Annotated in this window: 19 protein-coding genes and 1 other RNA gene; 13 read left to right on the plus strand and 7 right to left on the minus strand. The window is 62.3% G+C overall.

The annotated features are described in order from the left end of the window. Positions 1-41 precede the first annotated feature (41 nt). Positions 42-4,646 carry a hypothetical protein gene (locus tag AC788_RS10535; RefSeq protein WP_049860597.1) on the plus strand — a complete coding sequence of 1,535 codons (4,605 nt, stop codon included), beginning with the start codon at positions 42-44 and terminating at the stop codon, positions 4,644-4,646. Positions 4,647-4,755: 109 nt separating this feature from the next. On the opposite strand, the gene AC788_RS10540 is transcribed toward AC788_RS10535, so the two are convergent. Then, positions 4,756-5,193 carry a YhcB family protein gene (locus AC788_RS10540; protein WP_049860598.1) on the minus strand — a complete coding sequence of 146 codons (438 nt, stop codon included), beginning with the start codon at positions 5,191-5,193 and terminating at the stop codon, positions 4,756-4,758. A 139-nt stretch (positions 5,194-5,332) separates the two neighbouring features. Here AC788_RS10540 and AC788_RS10545 point away from each other — a divergent pair, with 139 nt between their 5' ends. The 3 genes from AC788_RS10545 (at position 5,333) to zapE (ending at position 8,526) form a co-directional block, all read left to right on the plus strand. Continuing rightward, entirely contained in the window at positions 5,333-5,962 is a 630-nt protein-coding gene (locus AC788_RS10545; RefSeq protein WP_049860599.1) for an alpha/beta hydrolase, read from the plus strand. 34 nt (positions 5,963-5,996) lie between these two features. Continuing rightward, the gene (locus AC788_RS10550) at positions 5,997-7,346 is read left to right on the plus strand and encodes a tryptophan--tRNA ligase (RefSeq protein WP_049860600.1); all 1,350 of its coding nucleotides are present in this window, start codon (positions 5,997-5,999) and stop codon (positions 7,344-7,346) included. Positions 7,347-7,431: 85 nt separating this feature from the next. Then, complete coding sequence (gene zapE / locus AC788_RS10555) at positions 7,432-8,526, plus strand: cell division protein ZapE (RefSeq protein ID WP_049860601.1); 1,095 nt, start codon at positions 7,432-7,434, stop codon at positions 8,524-8,526. A 126-nt stretch (positions 8,527-8,652) separates the two neighbouring features. On the opposite strand, the gene AC788_RS10560 is transcribed toward zapE, so the two are convergent. After that, positions 8,653-9,549 carry a GlxA family transcriptional regulator gene (locus AC788_RS10560; protein WP_177327963.1) on the minus strand — a complete coding sequence of 299 codons (897 nt, stop codon included), beginning with the start codon at positions 9,547-9,549 and terminating at the stop codon, positions 8,653-8,655. Positions 9,550-9,839: 290 nt separating this feature from the next. After that, positions 9,840-10,880 carry an NADP(H)-dependent aldo-keto reductase gene (locus tag AC788_RS10565; RefSeq protein ID WP_049860603.1) on the minus strand — a complete coding sequence of 347 codons (1,041 nt, stop codon included), beginning with the start codon at positions 10,878-10,880 and terminating at the stop codon, positions 9,840-9,842. 250 nt (positions 10,881-11,130) lie between these two features. On the opposite strand from AC788_RS10565, the gene rplM reads away from it, so the two are divergent. From rplM to AC788_RS10600, 7 genes are all read left to right on the plus strand, one after another. Then, the gene (gene rplM / locus AC788_RS10570) at positions 11,131-11,559 is read left to right on the plus strand and encodes a 50S ribosomal protein L13 (RefSeq protein WP_043186791.1); all 429 of its coding nucleotides are present in this window, start codon (positions 11,131-11,133) and stop codon (positions 11,557-11,559) included. Positions 11,560-11,573: 14 nt separating this feature from the next. Continuing rightward, entirely contained in the window at positions 11,574-11,966 is a 393-nt protein-coding gene (gene rpsI, locus AC788_RS10575; protein WP_049860604.1) for a 30S ribosomal protein S9, read from the plus strand. A 131-nt stretch (positions 11,967-12,097) separates the two neighbouring features. Beyond that, positions 12,098-12,706 carry a ubiquinol-cytochrome c reductase iron-sulfur subunit gene (gene petA, locus AC788_RS10580; RefSeq protein ID WP_049860605.1) on the plus strand — a complete coding sequence of 203 codons (609 nt, stop codon included), beginning with the start codon at positions 12,098-12,100 and terminating at the stop codon, positions 12,704-12,706. Beyond that, positions 12,706-13,920, plus strand: coding sequence for a cytochrome b (locus AC788_RS10585; protein WP_049860606.1), 1,215 nt, complete (start codon positions 12,706-12,708; stop codon positions 13,918-13,920). The genes petA and AC788_RS10585 overlap by 1 nt, the downstream gene beginning before the upstream one ends. Then, the gene (locus AC788_RS10590; protein ID WP_049860607.1) at positions 13,917-14,642 is read left to right on the plus strand and encodes a cytochrome c1; all 726 of its coding nucleotides are present in this window, start codon (positions 13,917-13,919) and stop codon (positions 14,640-14,642) included. The genes AC788_RS10585 and AC788_RS10590 overlap by 4 nt, the downstream gene beginning before the upstream one ends. Positions 14,643-14,729: 87 nt before the next feature. Beyond that, a complete protein-coding gene (locus tag AC788_RS10595; protein WP_049860608.1) occupies positions 14,730-15,347 on the plus strand; it encodes a glutathione S-transferase N-terminal domain-containing protein in 618 nt (205 codons plus the stop codon). 17 nt (positions 15,348-15,364) lie between these two features. Then, positions 15,365-15,799, plus strand: coding sequence for a ClpXP protease specificity-enhancing factor (locus tag AC788_RS10600; RefSeq protein ID WP_049860609.1), 435 nt, complete (start codon positions 15,365-15,367; stop codon positions 15,797-15,799). Positions 15,800-15,868: 69 nt separating this feature from the next. On the opposite strand, the gene AC788_RS10605 is transcribed toward AC788_RS10600, so the two are convergent. The 4 genes from AC788_RS10605 to AC788_RS10620 form a co-directional block, all read right to left on the minus strand. Beyond that, entirely contained in the window at positions 15,869-16,447 is a 579-nt protein-coding gene (locus AC788_RS10605) for a BON domain-containing protein (protein ID WP_049860610.1), read from the minus strand. Beyond that, entirely contained in the window at positions 16,444-17,037 is a 594-nt protein-coding gene (locus AC788_RS10610; RefSeq protein ID WP_043186809.1) for a phosphoheptose isomerase, read from the minus strand. The genes AC788_RS10605 and AC788_RS10610 overlap by 4 nt, the downstream gene beginning before the upstream one ends. Positions 17,038-17,160: 123 nt before the next feature. After that, positions 17,161-17,532 carry a YraN family protein gene (locus AC788_RS10615; RefSeq protein WP_049860611.1) on the minus strand — a complete coding sequence of 124 codons (372 nt, stop codon included), beginning with the start codon at positions 17,530-17,532 and terminating at the stop codon, positions 17,161-17,163. Continuing rightward, positions 17,532-19,307, minus strand: a complete 1,776-nt coding sequence (locus AC788_RS10620) for a penicillin-binding protein activator (protein ID WP_049860612.1) — start codon at positions 19,305-19,307, stop codon at positions 17,532-17,534. The genes AC788_RS10615 and AC788_RS10620 overlap by 1 nt, the downstream gene beginning before the upstream one ends. A 164-nt stretch (positions 19,308-19,471) precedes the next feature. Here AC788_RS10620 and rsmI point away from each other — a divergent pair, with 164 nt between their 5' ends. Further along, entirely contained in the window at positions 19,472-20,374 is a 903-nt protein-coding gene (rsmI, locus tag AC788_RS10625) for a 16S rRNA (cytidine(1402)-2'-O)-methyltransferase (protein ID WP_082223640.1), read from the plus strand. A 75-nt stretch (positions 20,375-20,449) separates the two neighbouring features. Further along, positions 20,450-20,822: RNase P RNA component class A (rnpB, locus tag AC788_RS11455), an RNA gene on the plus strand. The last annotated feature ends 99 nt before the right edge of the window (positions 20,823-20,921 follow it).

Consider the following 20,921-nt stretch of genomic DNA (forward strand, 5'->3'; position numbering starts at 1 on the left):
GCCTGATGCGCTTTCATACATTCTTGAACGCGCCAGCTCCCATGACCCCTCTTCTTTCCCTGAGCGGTGAAGTCGCTCGATCCGCCCCCCTGGCCAGCAGTGTCAGCAAGCATTTCGCCAGCCGCCCTTCGTTGCGCGATGTGGCATTGCAGGTGCTGGTGACGCAGTTCACTGTCCAGTATCCCAAGCTGGATGTGGACTTTTCCCACGTTCATCTGTTCGAGCCTATCAGTACCACGAGCGCAGCATCGTTCGCCGGGTATCGCAAGCTGCTGCTGGTCGATGCTCTGATCGACCGCTTTCTGCATGATGAAAACATCATTCTCGTTCAGGGCTACCACTTTCTCACTGCACAGGCAGGCGCCGAAAACCCGAGCGCGCTGGCCGTGGACATGACTCAGGTGCAGGGCATCGTCAACGAGTGGGGCCCGCAGATACTGCAAGCCTACAGCGAAGCGTTGTGTACTTACTGGGACGCGACCGAGTCGGCGGGAGGCAATCGCTGGCAATGGCTGGGCAGCGCGCTGCAGTCCAGGCTCCAGCACAGCATCGAACGCGAGCAGACGGCAGGTCGCCTGAGCAACGACCAAGGCGCTACTGCCATGCTGCTGGTCACGATGCCAGGCGCCCGTCAGCGCGCGCTGTACGCTGCAGACACCATCGAAGCGAGCCTGGTCAGTGTCCAGGCCATGGGCGTGCCGTTGCAGCGCCGCGCCGAACTCACCCACGCCTTGATCATCCGCCGGCGGGTCGGCAGCCAGGGCGGCGAAGTGTTGCTGATGTACACCCCGGTCAACGGGCTTGAGAGCTTCCCGACCTTACAGGCGATGGCCGATGCATTCGCCATGCACCTGGGGCATGCGGTCACCGGCCCGGCGCTGGAGCTGGCGCTGTATTCGCCCACGGGCAACATCTTCGAGGCGCAGGCCCAGGCCATTCTGGAGCAACAACTCGAAGCGGTGCAGACACTGGGGACTTATTGCCGAACCAATGGCCTCGGGGCAGGGGCTCTGGAGCGGGGAACCGAGCATGTGACATGCCTGTTCGATATCGACAGCGCTGAAGGGCGCGCCCGCCTGCAAGCCGTGCAGGCGGGTTTGCCAGCATGGCTGACGAAGGCCGATGACGCGCAACGCCGAGAGTTCTCGTTGTACCTGGCAACGTTGGCCACCTTGCGCGAACAGCAGCAACAGGCATCGTTTCTGGACGGCATCCCCACCATCACCGACTTTGCCGAACAAGCGCTGATCAGACAGATCGCCCTGGACCATCCGCATGCAATGCTCGGCACTGTCGATGACATCGAAGTGCATATCCTGACGGTGCCGAACGCGCAGTTGAGCATCGTCAATGCCGGTGACATGACCTTGGAGGATCATGTCATCAGCCTTGTGGACCTTGCTCTTTACAACCTCTCGGGCAGACCTCAGGGGCGCTTGCTGATCCAGCCCAAGGCGGGTGTCACGCTGCCTGCCTGGGTCGACGAGACCAGTATCCAGGCCTTGGTCACCAGGACCGACGCCGCAGGCGGCTACCTGGCGTTGCTCAAGGAGAAACTGCTGCAAGACCCCGTCGAGTCCACTCGGCGCCAGGGCTTGTTCGCCAGTCAGTTGCAGTGTCAGTTGCCCATGCTGGCGTTGGAAAACAGCATTCGCGAGCTGTGCGGGTTCACCCGCCTGGGCTGGAAGTACGTGGCAGGGGTCATGGAAGCCGCAGGCAACGCTGAAATCGAAGGCATCAGTGTGGGCATTCAGGCGCTCGGCATACTGCCCGGGGCGGACATGAAGGTCGACAGGGTCTGCAACATGTATGTCATCGCCGCCACCGACGGTTCCGGTCTGCAGGTGCTGTACCGCCCGCTCATGCAGCCGACGTTGATCCAATACTCGGACCGCGCGGCTCTGTTCGAGGCCATCGCCGAGGAGGGCGAGGTGCAGCGTAGCGTGCTCGACTGGCTCGATGCCCCGGCCCGTGCCCGATACGCCAACGGTGGCTTTCATCAGCCGCACCTGGTGCGGTTCGGCCAAGGTTCGGACTATGCGCCGCTCAGCGTTCCTGTTGCAGCCACCTTGAAGGGCATCGCCCTGGGTGGCGATGTACTGGCCGAGCTGTACCAGGGCAGCGCGAATGCCCTGATCACGGTGGCTGATCGGCAGTCGATTTCCAGTGAGGAAAGCCGCTGGATCGGTTATCGCGCGCTGGGCTGGACGGTTTTCAACGCGCTCCTGCCCGTTCTTCCGGGACCCTTGGCCACCGCCGGCTGGCTGATCCAGGCCATGGCCGCGAGCAACGTCACGCTGGTCGCGCAGGCCAGCGGCGACAAGACTGCGGCAGATGATCAACTGGTGGACCTGCTCTTCAACATTGCGTTGGTATTGCTGATTCATACCTCCGAGCGGGCCATGGCGATCCGCGAGTTTCGCCAGCCGGTACTGCCCGTACCTGCAAAGGCGGTGGTGACGACGCAGTTATCACTGACACCGGTGCAGGCCTTCGACGCCAACGCGCACCTGAGTTTTTCCTGGGCGCGTGCCCAGCACCGGCTCAGCCCCGAGGATGCCACGGCGTTGGCCAGCTACCGCGTTGCTGCTCCGCAGCCGATGCCCGAGCCCCTGCCACATGGTGCGTTGCGCGGTTTGTACCTGGATGGCGAGCGCTGGCTGTTGCCACTGGAGGGGCATTTCTATCAGGTCATGGTCGATGATGGGCGGGTGCGCATCATCGATGCCGCTCGCCCGCAGACACCGGGGCCCTGGGTGGAGCGCGATGAAGTCGGGCGCTGGCGTCTGGATCTGCACCTGCGTCTGCGCGGCGGTGGACCCAAGCGCAGCATTGCGGCACTGCGGGCAGCCAATCGACAGCGGATGCAGGCCTGTGACCAGCAGATCATTGAATTCAATCAGAAGCGCTCGTCTTTGCACGAACAGGTCAACGCGGTATTGCGCAAGGTCAACCGTGCCTTCGAGGCCAAGGACAGCGAACGCCTCAGAGGGCTGCGCAATGCCCTGAGCGAGGCGACCGGCAATTATCTGGCCGCGTTGCGCCAGGTACTTGCGGTCAGTCTGGAGCTCAACCAGCTCGAGCCCTACGGCAACCGTGCCAAGGAGCAGGCCAGCCTGCTGTTCCAATTGTGTGAGGTGGGCCAGGAAGAGGTCATCAACCTGCGCTACAAAAGTCTGGATTATCGCGACAGGGCCGATGACATCAGTGCGCTTCTGGACGGCTCAGACATGAGCGAGCAGCAGTCTCGACTGTTTTTCGATTATGTCAGCGACAGTATCGATATCCTCGACAAGCAGGTTCAACTGAGCAAAGAACTCACCCAGTGGAAAGAGCAGCTGCGGCGCATGCCGATCGAAGGCGCGACAGCACTGGAGAAACTGGCCGCAAACTGGATCGAGGCCTTGTCGATCCGACGCTGGATCGGCCTGCTGGTGGATGGCCTGGCGCTGACCAGCATCCGCCATATCGCCACCTCGCAAGTGGCTGATCGGATGATGGACTCGGTGGCCGAGCCGGTTCGCCTGGCGGCGCAGACCCATGCCGCGCTGGAAGAAACCGCCGAATACTCCCTCAACGATCGGGTCGAATTGCTCAACAGTCTGGACCTGCAATATGAGGCTGCCCAGCAATCCCTGGCGTTCTATACCAATGAGCATGGCGAGCAGTTGCACGAGCCTGCGCGTCTGCGCCTGGCCGGCCTGATTCAGGAATTGCGCGACAGTGCCCAGGCCGCGCTGGTGCCGCTGATCCGCGAACAGTTCAAGATGACCCGCAAGCAGCGCCAGCAGGCGCGTCACAAGAACATCTTCGTGACCCGTCACAGAGGGCTGGTGGTCGGGCAGCGTCGGACCAAGGTTGCCGTCACCGATCGCGACATCGTCGACGTGATCGACCCCATCGAAAAGAAAGTTCTGGCCTCGTTTGGCAAGGATCCGGCACAGGCTGATTGGGAGGCGCTGAAAACACCCGAGGTGGCGCGTCCACGACCGGCAGGCCGCTCGCTGAACGCGGCGATCCGGCGTGGCAACCAGCTGTTGCACGGTGCCGACCAGCAGACCCGTACGGCCTGGAAGGAAGCGCAAAAGCCCTATCTGCCGGTGGAGGTCGAGGATCGGCTACGGCTGTATGCACAGCAGTTGAATGACGCGGCCGATGCCGTCGAACAGCAACTGACCCGCGACAATGAGGTGGACGAGGCCACCAGCCAGCAGACATCAGCCCATGGTCGCGCGCAGCTGTTTCGTGACAAGGCCGCCGAGTTGATCGAGCAAGGACGTCTGATCCGCATCCACATGGTCAAGTGGCAGCCCCCGGCGGCGGCCCGGGTTGACTATCTGTACCGTCAGGGTGCAGCACGGATCAGCCGCGTGGGGGCTCGCAGCAAGCTCAAGCGCTCGCCCGGCTATCTGGAGGAATACCTGGTGGCCGATACGGCGGGAAAACCCTTGTGGTACGCCCACTTTCACTACGCGCATCCACGCGGCCCTCGTGATGCCTACACCGCGGCACACTTGAAAACCGTGGATCAACGCTTCGACGGATTCGAGAAGCAAAAGACCGACGAAGCAACCCACGGCAAATGGATCGGGATACTGCGCAGCGAAATCGCGCCGCCTTACGATGAAGTGTACCTGGCGCTCTGAGCCTGGCGCTCGGCCTATCGTTGGTCGGGGCATGAAAAAAAACGGGGCCTGATGATTCAGGCCCCGTTTTGTTTTTGCCGCATTCTTCACACTGATCGAACGGGCCGCCTTACTTGCGCTTCAGGCCGTATTGCTCGTCCAGCATGCCAGGCGAGTTCGCTGCCTTGGGCGCATAGTCGCGAGGTGGCTCGGCATCGCGCGGCGGTGTCAGGCGCTCGCGGTGGGGCTGCGGCGCGTCCGAATGCAGGGCGGCGAGCAGGCGCTGGCGAGTGAGTTCGTCCAGGGCCAGACGGTCGGCGCCTTCGGCCAGGTGGTCCTGCACTTCCTGATAGCTCTGGGTCAGTTTCTTGACCAGGATCGCGGTGCTGTTGAAATGGGTGACCACCTCGTTCTGGTAGGTATCGAAACGTTCCTGGATATCATCGAGCTGACGCTGTGTGCCATTGGGCACGGCACGGGGTGCCAGGCGCGCGACGGCAAAACCGATGACCACACCGACCACCAGGGCCAGGGTTGGCAACAACCAAACTAAGAGCGAGAGTTCCACGAGTCCTTCCTCTATAAACGGCTTTGCTTTACGTTAACGGCTCGGACCTGCGCTGTATACCGCGCACTTGCGCAATTTCACAGGCCAGAATCTTCCAGCTAGACGAGTCGACCCCTGTTGGGGTCACGGAGTTCACCCCTTGCTCATCCGCGAAACCGCAGTTTTCATCGACGGCCCGCAGGGCCCACTCGAAGCGTTGTACCTCGACACCGCCGATGCTACGGGCATCGCCTTGATCTGCCACCCCAATCCGGTACAGGGCGGGACTATGCTCAACAAGGTGGTGTCCACCTTGCAGCGCACTGCCCGCGATGCCGGCATGCTGACGCTGCGCTTCAACTACCGCGGCGTCGGCGCCAGCGCCGGAAGCCATGACATGGGCAGCGGCGAAGTCGACGATGCCTGGGCCGTGGCCCGCTGGCTTCGAGCGAAACACCCCGAACTGCCGCTGACGATTCTGGGCTTTTCCTTTGGCGGTTTCGTGGCAGCCACCCTGGCCGGCCGCCTGGAGGCTGAAGGCGAGGCGGTGCAGCAGTTGTTCATGGTCGCTCCAGCGGTGATGCGGCTAACCGAGCGCTTGCCGCAGCAGGCCACGTTGACCGTGATCCAGCCGGATGCCGACGAAGTGGTCGATCCACAGCTCGTCTACGACTGGTCCGACAAGCTCGAGCGCCCCCACGAGCTGCTGAAAGTGGCAGAATGCGGGCACTTTTTCCACGGCAAGCTGACCGACCTCAAGGATCTGCTGCTGCCGCGTCTTTCGAACTGATGCCCGTCCACGGCTCCTGAACAAGAATCGACCCATGACCACTCGTATCCTGACCGGTATCACCACCACTGGCACGCCTCACCTTGGCAACTATGCCGGCGCCATCCGCCCGGCGATCGTTGCCAGTCGCCAGAGTGACGCTGACTCGTTCTATTTCCTGGCCGATTACCATGCCCTGATCAAATGCGATGACCCGCTGCGTATCCAGCGCTCGCGTCTGGAAATCGCGGCCACCTGGCTGGCGTCGGGTCTGGATGTGGAGCGGGTGACGTTCTATCGGCAGTCCGATATCCCGGAAATCCCGGAACTGACCTGGCTGCTGACCTGCGTGGCCGCTAAGGGCCTGCTCAACCGCGCCCATGCCTACAAGGCGTCGGTGGACAAGAACGTGGAAACCGGTGAAGACCCTGATGCCGGCATCTCCATGGGCTTGTACAGCTATCCGGTGCTGATGGCCGCCGACATCCTGATGTTCAATGCGCACAAGGTCCCGGTCGGCCGCGACCAGATCCAGCACGTGGAAATGGCCCGCGACATCGGCCAGCGCTTCAACCACCTGTTCGGCAAGGGCCGCGAGTTCTTCGTCATGCCCGAGGCGTTGATCGAGGAAAGCGTCGCCACTTTGCCCGGGCTGGATGGGCGCAAGATGTCCAAGAGCTACGACAACACCATCCCGTTGTTCACCAGCGCCAGGGACATGAAAGACGCCATCTCGCGCATCGTCACCGACTCGCGCGCGCCGGGCGAAGCCAAGGACCCGGACAATTCGCACCTGTTCACCTTGTTCCAGGCCTTCGCCACGCCTGAGCAGAGTGCCGAGTTCCATGCCGCACTGCGTGAGGGGCTGGGTTGGGGCGAGGCCAAGGCGCGCCTGTTCAACCTGCTCGATGCCGAGCTGGGTGAAGCCCGCGAGCGTTATCACCACTTCATCGAGCGCCCGGCGGAACTGGAAGACATCCTTCTGGCCGGCGCCGCCAAAGCGCGAGCCGTTGCCACGCCGTTCCTGGGTGAGCTCCGCGAGGCGGTAGGGCTGCGCTCCTTCCGCGAGCAGGTGCAGGTGACCACGGCAGGCAAGAAGAAAGCCGCCAAGGCTGCACGCTTCGTCAGCTTCCGTGACGACGACGGCAGCTTCCGCTTCCGTCTGCTCGACGCCAGCGGCGAGCAACTGCTGCTGTCGCGCAGCTTCGCCGACGGCAAGGCGGCCGGGCAGGTCAGCAAGCAATTGCAGCAGGGCGGTGAACTGGACATCCGCAGCGATGCCGAAAGCTTCACGCTGTGGCTGGACGACACCTGCGTGGCCGATGGCCCGACGTTCACCACGACAGAGGCCCGCGATACCGCCATTCAGGCGTTGCGCAAGGCACTGCAGCCCCAAGGGGAGTGATGCGACACCCTGTCGCAAAGCTCATTGCCATTATCCTGGGCCGTCGCTACAGTGACGGCCCGTTTTTGTTGCCTTGCTAACGAATATGACGCCCCTAGAACGATACCAAGCCGATCTCAAACGTCCCGAATTCTTCCACGACGCCGCCCAGGAAAATGCCGTCCGCCACCTGCAGCGTCTGTACGACGATCTGGTCGCCGCCGGGCACAGCAAACCTGGCGTGTTCGGCAAGCTGTTCGGCAAGAAGGAACCCAAGCTGGTCAAGGGGATTTACTTCTGGGGCGGCGTCGGCCGCGGCAAGACCTACCTGGTCGACACCTTCTTCGACGCCTTGCCGTTCGAGCAGAAAGTGCGTACGCACTTCCACCGTTTCATGAAGCGCGTGCACGAGGAACTGAAAACCCTCAAGGACGTGAAGAACCCGCTGACGGTGATCGCCAAGCGGTTCTCCGACGAGGCGCGGGTGATCTGCTTCGACGAATTCTTCGTTTCGGACATCACCGACGCGATGATCCTGGGCACCTTGATGGAAGAGCTGTTCAAGAACGGCGTGACGCTGGTGGCGACCTCCAACATCGTGCCCGACGGCCTGTACAAGGACGGTCTGCAACGAGCGCGCTTCCTGCCGGCGATCGCGCTGATCAAGGAGCACACCGAGATCGTCAACGTCGACAGCGGCGTCGACTATCGCCTGCGTCACCTGGAACAGGCCGAGCTGTTCCACTCGCCGCTCAACGAAGCCGCCCAGGCGAGCATGCGCGAAAGCTTCAAGGCGCTGACCCACAACAGCACCAAGGTGGTCGAGAACGACCCCCTGATGATCGAGAATCGCGAGATCCGCGCGCTGCGCACCTGTGATGATGTGGCCTGGTTCGAATTCCGCGAGCTGTGCGACGGCCCACGCAGCCAGAACGACTACATCGAGCTGGGCAAGATCTTCAATGCCGTACTGCTCAGTGGTGTCGAGCAGATGAGCGTGACCACCGACGACATCGCCCGCCGCTTCATCAACATGGTCGACGAGTTCTACGATCGCAACGTGAAGCTGATCATCTCGGCTGAAGTGGAGCTCAAGGATCTGTACACCGGTGGTCGCCTGAACTTCGAGTTCCAGCGCACCTTGAGCCGCCTGCTGGAAATGCAGTCCCACGAGTTCCTCTCGCGGGCGCACAAGCCCTGACAGACCGCAGGGTCTGTTTCGCGGCCGCTGACCGCTCCTACAATTGTCCGTGGGAGCGGTCAGCGGCCGTGAATAATTCCCCGTAGGAGCGGTCCGTGGCCGCGAAGGGCGCACCGCGATGCTTCCTCAAGCCGCCTGCATGAACTGCTGCCGATAGCCATTGGGCGACAGTTCGGTGTGCTGGCGGAACAACCGGGCGAAGAAGCTCGCATCGTCGTACCCCACTTCATAGCTGATCGTCTTGACGCTCTTGCGGGTACCTGACAACAGGCCCTTGGCAGTTTCGATGCGCAGCCGCTGCAGGTAATGCAGCGGCTTGTCGCCAGTGGCGGCGTGGAAACGACGCATGAAGTTGCGGATGCTCATGCCGCGCTCGCGGGCTACGTCCTCGAAACGAAATTTCTCGGCGAAATGCTCTTCGAGCCATTGCTGGATGTGCAGGATCGGCACGTCTCGGTGCAGCTTCTGGCCACCGAAGCCAATGCGTCCAGGGGTATAGCTGCGCTGCACTTCGTACAGGGTGTCGCGCGAAACCGCCTGGGCTACATGGGCGCCACAGAACCGCTCGATCAGGTGAATGTACAGGTCGCAGGCCGACACTGGCCCACCGGCGCAGAAGAGGTTGTCCGCGTCGGTCAGGTGCTTGTCCTGATTCAGGCGCACGCCGGGAAAGCGTTGCTTGAATTCTTCGAAGAAGCGCCAGTAGGTGGTCGCCTCCTTACCGTCCAGCAGGCCGCTGGCAGCCAGCCAGAACACGCCGCTGGCCTCACCGCACAGAACCGCGCCGCGGGCGTGTTGAGCGCACAACCAGGGCAGCACCTGCGGATAGCGCGCCGCAGCGCTGTCGAAGTCGCCCCAGCAGGCGGGCAGGATGATCAGGTCGGCGTCTTCCAGAGCACCGTCCACCGGCAGCATGACCTCGCTGAAGCTGCGCGCCGGCAGCCCGTCCGGGCTGACCAGGCGGGTCTCGAAGAGCGCATGGCGGTCCAGGCCCAGCTGCTTGCCGTAGCGCAGGCTGGCCATGTGGAAGAAGTCCTTGGCCTGCATCAGGGTCGAGGCCATGACCTGATCGGTGGCCAGAATGCAGACGCGCCGCAGCGCAGGCGTGTGGGGCGTGAAGATCATGATTTTATTCTTGTGGGGTGAAAGCGGTCAGGATATGGCCGAAGTGCCGCTGGATTCAAGCGAGGTCGCGAAGGGGAAGGGTATTGATCCCTTCGCGGCCGCTGACCGCTCCTACGAAAGATGTTCAGATCCCTGTAGGAGCGGCCAGTGGCCGCGAAGAGGCCATCAGCAACAGCAGCAATCGAAAGTCACGGCGCCGGATTCGGCTGCGCCTTGTGGATCGCCTCGATACCCGCCAGCACCTCTTCAGACAGTTGCAGATCGATGCTCGCCAGGTTGCTGTCCAGTTGTTCCAGCGAGGTCGCGCCGATGATGTTGCTGGTCACGAACGGCTGCGCGGTCACGAAGGCCAGGGCCATCTGCGCCGGGTCCAGACCGTGTTCGCGGGCCAGCGCCACGTAGCGGCTGGTGGCAGCGATGGCCTGGTCGTTGGCGTAGCGGGTGAAACGGCTGAACAGCGCCAGACGGCTACCGGCCGGACGTGCGCCGTTCTCGAACTTGCCCGAGAGCATGCCGAACGCCAGGGGCGAGTAGGCCAGCAGCCCGCATTGCTCGCGGATGGCCACTTCGGCCAGGCCGACCTCGAAGGTGCGGTTGAGCAGGTTGTACGGGTTCTGGATGGACACCGGGCGGGGCAGGTTGCCGCTGTCGGCCAGACCCAGGAACTTCATCGTGCCCCACGGCGTTTCGTTGGACAGCCCGACATGCCGGATCTTGCCGGCCTTGACCTGTTCGTCGAGCACCTGCAGGGTTTCCTGCAACGGTGTGTCGAGGTGGTCCTGGGTGTGCTGATAGCCCAGCTTGCCGAAGAAGTTGGTGCTGCGTTCCGGCCAGTGCAACTGATAGAGGTCGATCCAGTCGGTCTGCAACCGCTGCAGGCTGGCATCCAGGGCCGCGACGATGTGCTTGCGGTTGAATTTCAGCTGGCCATCGCGGATATGGCTGATGCCGTTGCCGGGGCCGGCGATCTTGCTCGCCAGGATCCAGTCGGCGCGGTCGCCCTGGCGCTTGAACCAGTTGCCGATCACCCGCTCGGTGGCGGCATAGGTTTCCGGACGCGGTGGCACGGGGTACATTTCCGCCGTGTCGAGGAAATTGATGCCGGCCGCCTTGGCCCTTTCTATCTGCGCGAAGCCTTGCTCCTCGGTGTTCTGCTCGCCCCAGGTCATGGTGCCCAGGCACAGCGCGCTCACGTTCAGATCGGTACGTCCCAGCTTGCGATAGTGCATCGGTGACTCCTCTTGGCAAAGGAATCATAAAAGCAGGTTGATATTTTTTTCGCAATCTGGATAATTCGGCCCCTCTCTGTGAAGTGGAAGTGATGCCCCCCTCCCGGAAGAATTTTGCCGTGTATGTGACGCGAAGACCCGAGCCCCCCAAAAGTGTCCCGTGCCCGGCTGCCTTTGACTTGTCAAAGTAAGCACTATTCAGTAAGATCCGCCGTCTCTTTTTGCTGGGCGGCCCCTGAGGCTATAAAGAATGAAAACTTTTACTGCTAAACCGGAAACAGTAAAGCGCGACTGGTTCGTCGTTGATGCTGCTGGTCAGACCCTGGGTCGTCTGGCTACAGAAATCGCGAGCCGTCTGCGTGGCAAGCACAAGCCTGAGTACACTCCTCACGTTGACACCGGCGACTACATCGTCGTCATCAACGCCGAGCAGGTGCGTGTCACTGGTGCCAAAACCACTGACAAGATCTACTACTCCCACTCCGGTTTCCCGGGCGGTATCAAGTCGATCAACTTCGAAAAGCTGATCGCCAAGGCGCCAGAGCGCGTGCTCGAGACCGCGGTTAAGGGCATGCTGCCCAAGAACCCGCTGGGTCGCGACATGTACCGTAAGCTGAAAGTCTATGCGGGCGCTGCTCACCCTCATACTGCTCAGCAGCCCCAAGAACTGAAGTTTTAACGGAATAGTTCATTATGTCGGCGACTCAAAATTACGGCACTGGCCGTCGCAAGACCGCAACCGCTCGCGTTTTCCTGCGTCCGGGCACCGGTAACATCTCCATCAACAATCGCACTCTGGACACCTTCTTCGGTCGCGAAACTGCCCGCATGGTAGTTCGCCAGCCGCTGGAGCTGACCGAGAACACCGAGAAGTTCGACATCTACGTCACCGTCATCGGTGGTGGTGTCAGCGGTCAGGCCGGTGCGATCCGTCACGGTATCACCCGTGCACTGATGGACTACGACGAAGCACTGCGTCCGGCCCTGCGTAAAGCAGGCTTCGTGACTCGCGATGCTCGTGAAGTTGAACGTAAGAAAGTCGGTCTGCGTAAAGCGCGTAAGCGTCCGCAGTACTCGAAGCGTTAATTCGCGTCTTCGTTCCAGAAAAACCCGGTTCTCGCGAGCCGGGTTTTTTTTCGCCCGTCAATCCGTGAGAGGCACTGGTACACTGCGCGCTGGACAATGCAGATGCCTGTTGCAGCAGGCTAAGGTAGTGGATGGCGGACGAGCAGGGCGGGGTTTGTGACATCGACCAGGGTCGCCGTCGCTTTCTGGTCAGAACCACGGCGCTGGTGGGCGCTGCCGGTGCGGTCGGCGCAGCGGTGCCGTTCGTGGCTTCATGGCAACCCAGCGCCAAAGCTCGCGCCGCCGCTGCGCCGGTCAAGGTGAACATCGCCAAGATCGAGCCCGGGCAGCAGGTGGTCGCTCGCTGGCGCGGCCAACCCGTTTTCATCTGCCGACGCACGCCGCAGGTACTCGACAATCTTGCCCACGACATCGACCATCTGGCCGATCCCGAATCGCGCGATTCGGACCAGCCAACGTATGTCGACGCCGCGTTGCGCGCCATCCGGCCCGAGGTGCTGGTGGTGGTCGGCATCTGCACCCACCTGGGTTGCTCGCCCACCTTCCGGCCCGAGGTGGCGCCAGCCGACCTGGGGCCGGACTGGCAGGGCGGGTATTTCTGCCCCTGTCATGGCTCGCACTACGATCTGGCTGGGCGTGTCTACAAGGCACAGCCCGCACCCTTGAACCTCGCCGTGCCACCGCATTACTACGAAAGTGCCGATGTGCTCGTGCTGGGCATCGATGGGGAGAGCGCCTGATGCGAGGCCTGTTGCAGTGGATCGAAGCGCGCCTGCCGGTGGGCAGGGTGTGGCGCAACCACCTGAGCCAGTACTACGTCCCGAAGAATCTGAATGTTTTCTACATTTTCGGATCTCTGGCGCTGCTGATGCTGCTCAATCAGTTGCTCACCGGCATCTGGCTGACCATGAACTACACGCCCACGGCCGAGGGAGCTTTCGCGTCCATCGAGTACATCATGCGCGACGTCGAATATGGCTGGCTGCTGCGCTACCTGCATTCCACCGGTGCTTCGGCGTTCTTCATCGTGATCTACCTGCACATGTTCCGCAGCCTGCTGTATGGCTCCTATCAGAAACCGCGCGAGCTGGTGTGGGTGTTCGGCATGTCGATCTACCTGCTGCTGATGGCGGAGGCCTTCATGGGGTACCTGTTGCCGTGGGGGCAGATGTCGTACTGGGGCGCGCAAGTGATCATCTCGTTGTTTGGTGCCATCCCTATCGTGGGCGCCGATCTGGCCCAGTGGATCCGCGGTGACTACCTGGTCTCGGGCGTGACCTTGAACCGTTTCTTTGCCTTGCATGTGGTGGCCTTGCCGCTGCTGATCGTGGCGCTGGTGGTGCTGCACATTCTGGCGCTGCACGAGGTGGGCTCGAACAACCCCGACGGCATCGACATCAAGCGCCTGCGCGACGCGGACGGCAAGCCGCTGGACGGCATTGCCTTTCATCCCTACTACACGGTCAAGGATCTGCTCGGGGTGGCGGTGTTTCTGTTCGTGTTCAGTACCGTGGTGTTTTTCTTTCCGCAGATGGGCGGGTACTTTCTGGAACCAGCCAATTTCGAGCCCGCGAACGTGCTCAAGACGCCAGAGCACATTGCCCCCGTCTGGTACTTCACCCCGTTCTACGCGATTCTGCGCGCAGTGCCCGACAAGCTCATGGGCGTATGCGCCATGGGCCTGGCGATCGCCATTGTGTTCGTGCTGCCCTGGCTGGACCGCAGTCCGGTGAAGTCGATGCGCTACAAGGGAGGGTTCAGCCGCGCTGCATTGGCGTTGTTCTGCCTGGCGTTCGTGGCGCTGGGCTACCTGGGTACGCAACCGGCCACGACCGCCACGATCTGGGCGGCGCGGGTGTGCATGCTGCTGTACTTCGGTTACTTCCTGGCAATGCCGCTGTATACGCGTCGGGAAGTGACACGGCCGGTGCCTGATCGGATTCCAAGCCGATGAGAGTGCTGATTGCGTTTGTGCTGCTGTCGCTGTCGCCGCTGATGGTCTGGGCGGCACCCGTCGCTTCAGGTGTGCAGCCTGTGGTGATCGACGTGACCGACAAGGCCGCCTTGCGCGACGGTGCGAACACCTTTGTCGGCTATTGCATGGGCTGCCATGGCGCGCAATTTCAGCGATACCAGACGGTGGCTGACGACCTGGGCATACCCTATGAGCAGGTGTTGCAGACCCTGGCACCTGCAGGGGCGAGCATTGCCGATCACATGCAGACACGTTTGCTGCCAGCCGATGCCAAGGCATGGTTCGGCACCGAGGTGCCCGACCTGACCCTGATCGCTCGCGTGAGGGGTACCGACTGGCTGTACGCCTACCTGCAGGGCTTTCACGCCGACCCTGCGCGGCCCTGGGGCGTGAACAACATCGTCTACCCCAACGTCGGCATGCCCAATGTGCTGGAAAGCCTGCAGGGGCGTCAGGTGCTCGACTGCCCCGAGCCAGCGGTGCAGCCGTGCACGCGTCTACGCGTCATACCCGGTACCGGCAGCCTCGACGCTCGGCAATTCGACGACAAGGTCAGGAACCTGGTGGCGTTCCTGGCCTACTCGGCCGACCCGGTACAGACCAAAAGCCGGCAGATTGGCTTGTACGTATTACTGTACCTGGCGGTGCTGATCCTCCTCGCTTACTTGCTGAAACGCGAATACTGGAAGGACGTGGGTTGAAAGTGCGGTAAACTTCGCGGCTTGCTTGCGCCCCCTGCTGGGGTCGCTCGTTTTTGCATTCATACTCTATACGCGAGGAGGACCGCCATGGGCGTGACCAATCGGTTGGCCTGTTACTCCGACCCCGCCGACCACTATTCTCATCGGGTGCGCATCGTTCTCGCCGAGAAAGGCGTCAGCGCAGAGATCATCAACGTGGAAGGCGGTCGTCTGCCACCCCGGCTGATCGAAGTGAACCCCTACGGCAGCACGCCGACGCTGGTCGACCGGGACCTGGCCCTGTTCGAATCGACCGTGGTGATGGAATACCTCGACGAACGCTATCCCCATCCGCCGCTGTTGCCGGTGTATCCGGTGGCGCGCGCCAACAGCCGACTGCTGATCCACCGCATCCAGCGGGACTGGTGCGGCCTGGCCGATCTGATCCTGGATCCGCGCAGCAAGGAAGCCGCCCGCGTCCAGGCGCGCAAGGAGCTGCGCGAAAGCCTGACCGGCGTGTCGGCTCTGTTCGCTGACAAGCCCTGCTTCCTCAGCGATGAGCAAAGTCTGGTCGACTGCTGTCTACTGCCGATACTCTGGCGCTTGCCGATCATGGGTATCGAACTGCCGCGGCCCGCCAAGCCGCTGCTCGACTATATGGAACGTCAGTTCGCACGGGAGGCCTTCAAGGCCAGTCTGTCTGCCGCTGAACGTGAAATGCGCTAGGTTTTGAGGAGCCGTTGATGAACTCCAGTCGTCCCTATCTGATCCGCGCGCTGTACGAGTGGATCGTCGACAATGACTGCACCCCCCACATGCTGGTCAATGCCGAGTATCCCTCGGTACGGGTCCCGCAAGGTTTTGCCAGCGATGGCCAGATCGTATTGAACGTGTCGCCCAGCGCCGTACGCAACCTGCATATGGATAACGAAGCGGTCAGTTTCGACGGTCGTTTCGGTGGCGTATCGCACACGCTGTTCGTGCCTACGGGCGCCATCCTTGGCATCTATGCCCGCGAGAACGGCCAGGGCATGGTCTTCGACCTGGAGTCGCCGGAGTTGGACGAGGAGGACGACGCCGAATTCGAGGACATCGTCGAATCAGACGACGATGTCCCTCCACCCGGAAACCCCCCGCCACGGCCTACCGGGCGTCCAAGCCTGAAAGTGGTGAAATGAAAAAAGGCGATCCGCAAGGATCGCCTTTTTTGTTGCGCTCGTACCGCCCGGCAGGGGCGGCATCGATGGTCAGTCGATGTATTCGAACAGCTTCACGATCTTCTGTACGCCGGAAACGCCCTGCACCAGGTTGGTGGCCCGGGTAGCCTCGGCCTGGGTCAGCAGACCGAGCAGGTAGACGATGCCGTTCTCGGTCACTACCTTGATGCGCGAGCCGGGGATGGCGCTGTCGGCCAGCATCTGGGTCTTGATCTTGGTGGTCAGCCAGGCATCGTTGTTGCGCGCCAGCAGCGAGGAGGGCGCCAGCACCTGGATTTCGTTGTGGACTTTCTTGACCCGCTGTACTTCGCTGGCCGCCTGCTCGGCGAGGGTCTTGAGGTCGGCGCGCGGGGTCTGTCCGGCGAGCAGGACCACACCGTTGTAGCTGGTCACGACGATGTGGGAATTCTTGTCCAGATCGACATTGGCCTTGGCGATATTCACCGACACCTTGGTTTCGATCAGCGAGTCGTCGATCTTGCTGCCCAGGGTGCGGGTACCGCGGTCATCGTCGATCGGGTTATCGCGGGTAGCAGTCAGGACCGAGCTGCAGCCGGTGACGCTCAAGGCCAGGCTCAGGGCCACTAGGGCAAGGCGGGTACGCTTCATTCTTCACTCCCGAACAGTTGGCTGTCGATCAAGTCGCAGAGGCAGTGGATCGCCAGCAGGTGAACTTCCTGAATGCGTGCCGTGACGTTGGCAGGCACGCGGATCTCGACGTCTTCAGGCAGCAGCAGGGAGGCCATGCCACCCCCGTCGCGGCCGGTCAGGGCAACCACCACCATGTCACGGTCGTGGGCGGCCTGGATGGCCTGGATGATGTTGGCCGAGTTGCCGCTGGTGGAGATGGCCAGCAACACGTCGCCGGGCTGTCCCAGCGCGCGGATCTGCTTGGAGAATACCTCGTTGTAGCTGTAGTCGTTGGCGATCGAGGTAATCGTCGAGCTGTCGGTGGTCAGGGCGATAGCGGGCAGGCTGGGGCGTTCCCGTTCGAAGCGGTTGAGCAGCTCGGATGAGAAGTGCTGGGCATCGCCGGCCGAGCCGCCGTTGCCGCAGGAAAGCATCTTGCCGTCGCTGAGCAGGGCGCCGACCATGACCTGGCTGGCTTGTTCGATGTACGGTGCAAGGACTTCCATCGCCTGTTGCTTGGTATCGATACTGGCCTGGAAAAGCTGGCGAATTCGGGATTGCATGTCCATCAAGGTGACCTTAAGTAAAGCGGCTGGTCGGGCAAGACCGCAACGCGGCGGCGGTTCCCGGCACAACAAGAATGTGCAGCCCGCAAAGCAAAGAGCGAGAACGCGTGGCTGGGGTGTCAGGTATCAGCTGTCGAAGGCATTGCGTATCCAGTTCAGGCGCGTGGCCTGGGTACCGGTGCCTTCCAGGGCGATCACGTCGAAACGGCACGGGTGCTGGGCCCAGCGTGTTTCCCTGAGGAGGAAATACTGCGCGGCCAACACCAGCTTTTCGCGCTTGCGGGCATCGATGCTGGCCAATGCTCCACCCCATTGTGCGTGCAGGCGATAGCGGACTTCGATGAATACTACTGTATCGCCCTCTAGCATGACCAGATCAAGCTCGCCTCGTTTGCACAGCCAGTTCTGCGCCAGCAGCTCCAGGCCCTGTGCGCACAAGTGCTCCAGGGCCTGCTGCTCGGCCTCGCGACCCGCCTTCTGGCGAGGGCTCAGCGACATTACGGCGTGGTGTTGGGCAGGCGCTGGACTTGGCCACCGACAAACTGCGCCCATGGCAGTTGGCGTTCGATGCGTTGGTTGGCGCCCATGCCCAAGTTGCCGGACAAGCCTTCGACGCGGCTGTCAGGCAAGGCCTTGAGCTGGCCCAGACGGGCGGCCAGGGTGTAGGCGTCCACGCCCATGGCGTACAGCCGGCCCATGCTGCCGTTGGCCTGTGGCCACTGCCGAGTGACCTGCTGACGCAGTGGATTGCTGGCGTCGAGCAGCCAGGGCGTTTCGCAGAAGCGAATGCCGGTCATGTCGTTGTACTGAGCCTGGTCGCCACTGGCGCTGAACACGTGCGAGGTGGCGTAGACCGGAAGATCACCGGCGTACTGGAAGTTCAGCGTCGGCTTGATCTGCTGGGCCTGCTGAGGCGTGGCGGCCAGGAAGATGAAGTCGATGTCCTGGCGGCGCGAGGCTTGTTCACCGCTGCCGGCATTGCGCACGTTCAGCATGTCGGCGATCTGCTGCGCCAGCTGCACCGGTTGGTCAACGCGCTGGGCTGCGACCAGGGTACCGCCGTTGGCTTCCCAGTCCTGGCGGAAGGCGTTGAGCACGCGGTCACCCCAGTCACCCTTGGGGATCATCGCAGCAGCGCTGTGCAAGCCATCGGCGCGGGCACGGCGCGACACTTCGCGGGCTTCATCTTCGGCGGCCAGACCGAACTGGAACAGCTGGGGCGGCCCCACCTGGTTGGTGTCGCTGTAGTTCAGTGCCAGGGTCGGGAGGGGAAGTTGCGAACGTGCGGCCAGCTGTTTGACCAGTGGCTTTTCCAGCGGGCCGATCACCAGTTGCACGCCTTGGGCCTGAGCCTGGCGGTAGAAATCGTCGAGCGAAGTCAGGCGCGAACTGTCGATCACGTCGATCACCGGCGGCTTCTGACCGGCTTGCTGGGCCTGATAGTAGGCCGCCATGAAGCCTTCGCGCAGGGCGCGAGCCACGCCTGCGAGCTGCCCATCCTGCGGCAGCAGCAGGGCGATGCGAGTCAGGGGCTGGCTGGCCAGGGCCTTGAGTTTGACCAAAGGCGCAGGCAGCTGTCGCGCGGCCGGATGGGCGGCGTGTTGGGCTACCCAGGTATCGATGGCTGCCTGCTGCTGTTCCAGGGTGCCGGCAGATTTGACCGCCAGGGCCAGGCTCAACCAGCCGGCGAAGTCGTCGGTGCCTTGATTCTGTAGTTGCTCGACGGGCAGCGAGCCCACCAAGGCCCAGATGGCCTCATGGTTCTGGGCCGCGGCGTCACCACTGAGCAGGGGCGCGATGAACACCCGCTCGCGTGCGGCAGCCAGGATCTGGCCATCGGCTTCCAGTGCGCGAGCACGAACCAGGTGGGTACGCACCTGCTGGTCGGCGGGCAACTCGCCCAGGCGCTGCAGGCTCGGATGATCGAGCGCGGCCAGCGCTGCCTTGGCGTCATTGCGCGTCAGTGCCAGCTCCGCGCTTAAGGTGCTGGCCAGTATCTGCAGGCCCGGCTTGAGCAGTTCGATACGCACCTGCTGCAGGATCTGGGTAGCGCGGGCCGAGTCGCCCTGGCGAGCGGCCTGATCCGCCGCGCTCAGGCGCAGGACCGCCGCCTCTTCCGGCGACTTGCTGGCGCTGGCGCGTTCGAGCAACTGTTCCACGGTGGCGTCCGGTGTGCGGGGCAGCTCACCGAGATTGGATGAAGGCGAACTGGCGCACGCAGCCAGCAAGGCGGCGAGGCATAGGGCAGATAGAAGCCGCAGGCAGGCTGTCATGGATATCTTCCTGATTTACTCGATCAATAGACGGGCAAGTGTACCCAAGCATCGGCCAGGGTGCGACGAAGAAGGCTAGTCCGTCCTTATATAGGACGAGCAAATGTTTCACGTCGACTGCGCCGGATCGCTGGGCAAGCACTGGGTGGCGTAGAGCCTGTACAATGCGGGTTTGGCCGAACGACAAGGTGTGTGCTGTGACTGCTTCAAGCGCTTCTAATTCCACCCCGGGCACACTTTATGTAGTGGCCACGCCCATCGGCAATCTGGACGACATGAGCGCACGTGCGCTGAAGATCCTGGGCGAGGTGGCGCTGATTGCAGCCGAGGACACACGTCATTCGGTGCGCCTGATGCAGCACTTCGGATTGAATACGCCGCTGGCCGCCTGCCACGAACACAACGAGCGGGACGAAGGCAGCCGTTTCATCCAGCGATTGTTGGCCGGCGATGACGTGGCGCTGATTTCCGATGCGGGTACGCCGCTGATTTCCGATCCCGGTTATCACCTCGTGCGTCAGGCGCGTGCCGCGGGTGTGCAAGTGGTGCCGGTGCCCGGTCCCTGCGCGCTGATCGCAGCCCTGTCGGCTGCAGGATTGCCATCGGACCGTTTCATCTTCGAAGGTTTTCTGCCGGCCAAGACTGCCGGTCGCTGCGCGCGCCTCGAGCAGGTCAGGGAGGAGCCGCGCACCTTGATCTTCTACGAGGCGCCCCATCGGATACTCGAATGCCTGCAGGACATGGAAAAGGTCTTCGGCGGCGAGCGTCCGGCATTACTGGCGCGCGAACTGACGAAAACCTTCGAAACCCTCAAGGGTTTGCCGCTGGCAGAGCTGCGTGCATTCGTGGAAGCCGACAGCAACCAGCAGCGGGGCGAGTGCGTGGTATTGGTGGCAGGCTGGACCGCGCCGGTCAGTGATGAGGCGGTCAGCACTGAGGTCATGCGCATTCTGGATGTGCTGCTGGCGGAAATGCCGCTCAAGCGCGCCGCTGCCGTGGCGGCAGAGATCACTGGCGTGCGCAAGAATCTGCTCTATCAAGTGGCGCTGGAAAAGCAGAAGACGTGATTCCGGCCCAGGTATGACCCATTGGTGCGATTAAAGCTTGTCCTGGCCGGTGCATGTCGTTAACCTGCGCGCCGGAGAGTCGATCGGACAGTCGCTGCCCGTTTTTGTTCCGCAACTCGTTGCTGGGCAAGCGGGGGGAGGAAAGTCCGGGCTCCATAGGGCGGAGTGCCAGGTAATGCCTGGGAGGCGCGAGCCTACGGAAAGTGCCACAGAAAATAACCGCCTAAGCGCGCAAGCGCCGGTAAGGGTGAAAAGGTGCGGTAAGAGCGCACCGCACGTCTGGCAACAGTTCGTGGCTAGGTAAACCCCACTCGGAGCAAGACCAAATAGGGTTCCATATGGCGCGGCCCGCGTTGGAACCGGGTAGGTTGCTAGAGGTGTCCAGCGATGGCCATCGTAGAGGAATGACTGTCCTCGACAAAACCCGGCTTACAGATCGACTCTCCACCTTTTACTTCGCGTCCTGCTGTATTCCCCGCAAAAAAAGGCAACCAAATCCCCTCTGGTAATGTCGAAAAATTCTTAGTCTTGAGACTCTACTTTAAGT

Source organism: Pseudomonas sp. RIT-PI-a (genome assembly GCF_001187875.1).
GTDB classification, from domain to species: Bacteria; Pseudomonadota; Gammaproteobacteria; order Pseudomonadales; family Pseudomonadaceae; genus Aquipseudomonas; species Aquipseudomonas coleopterorum.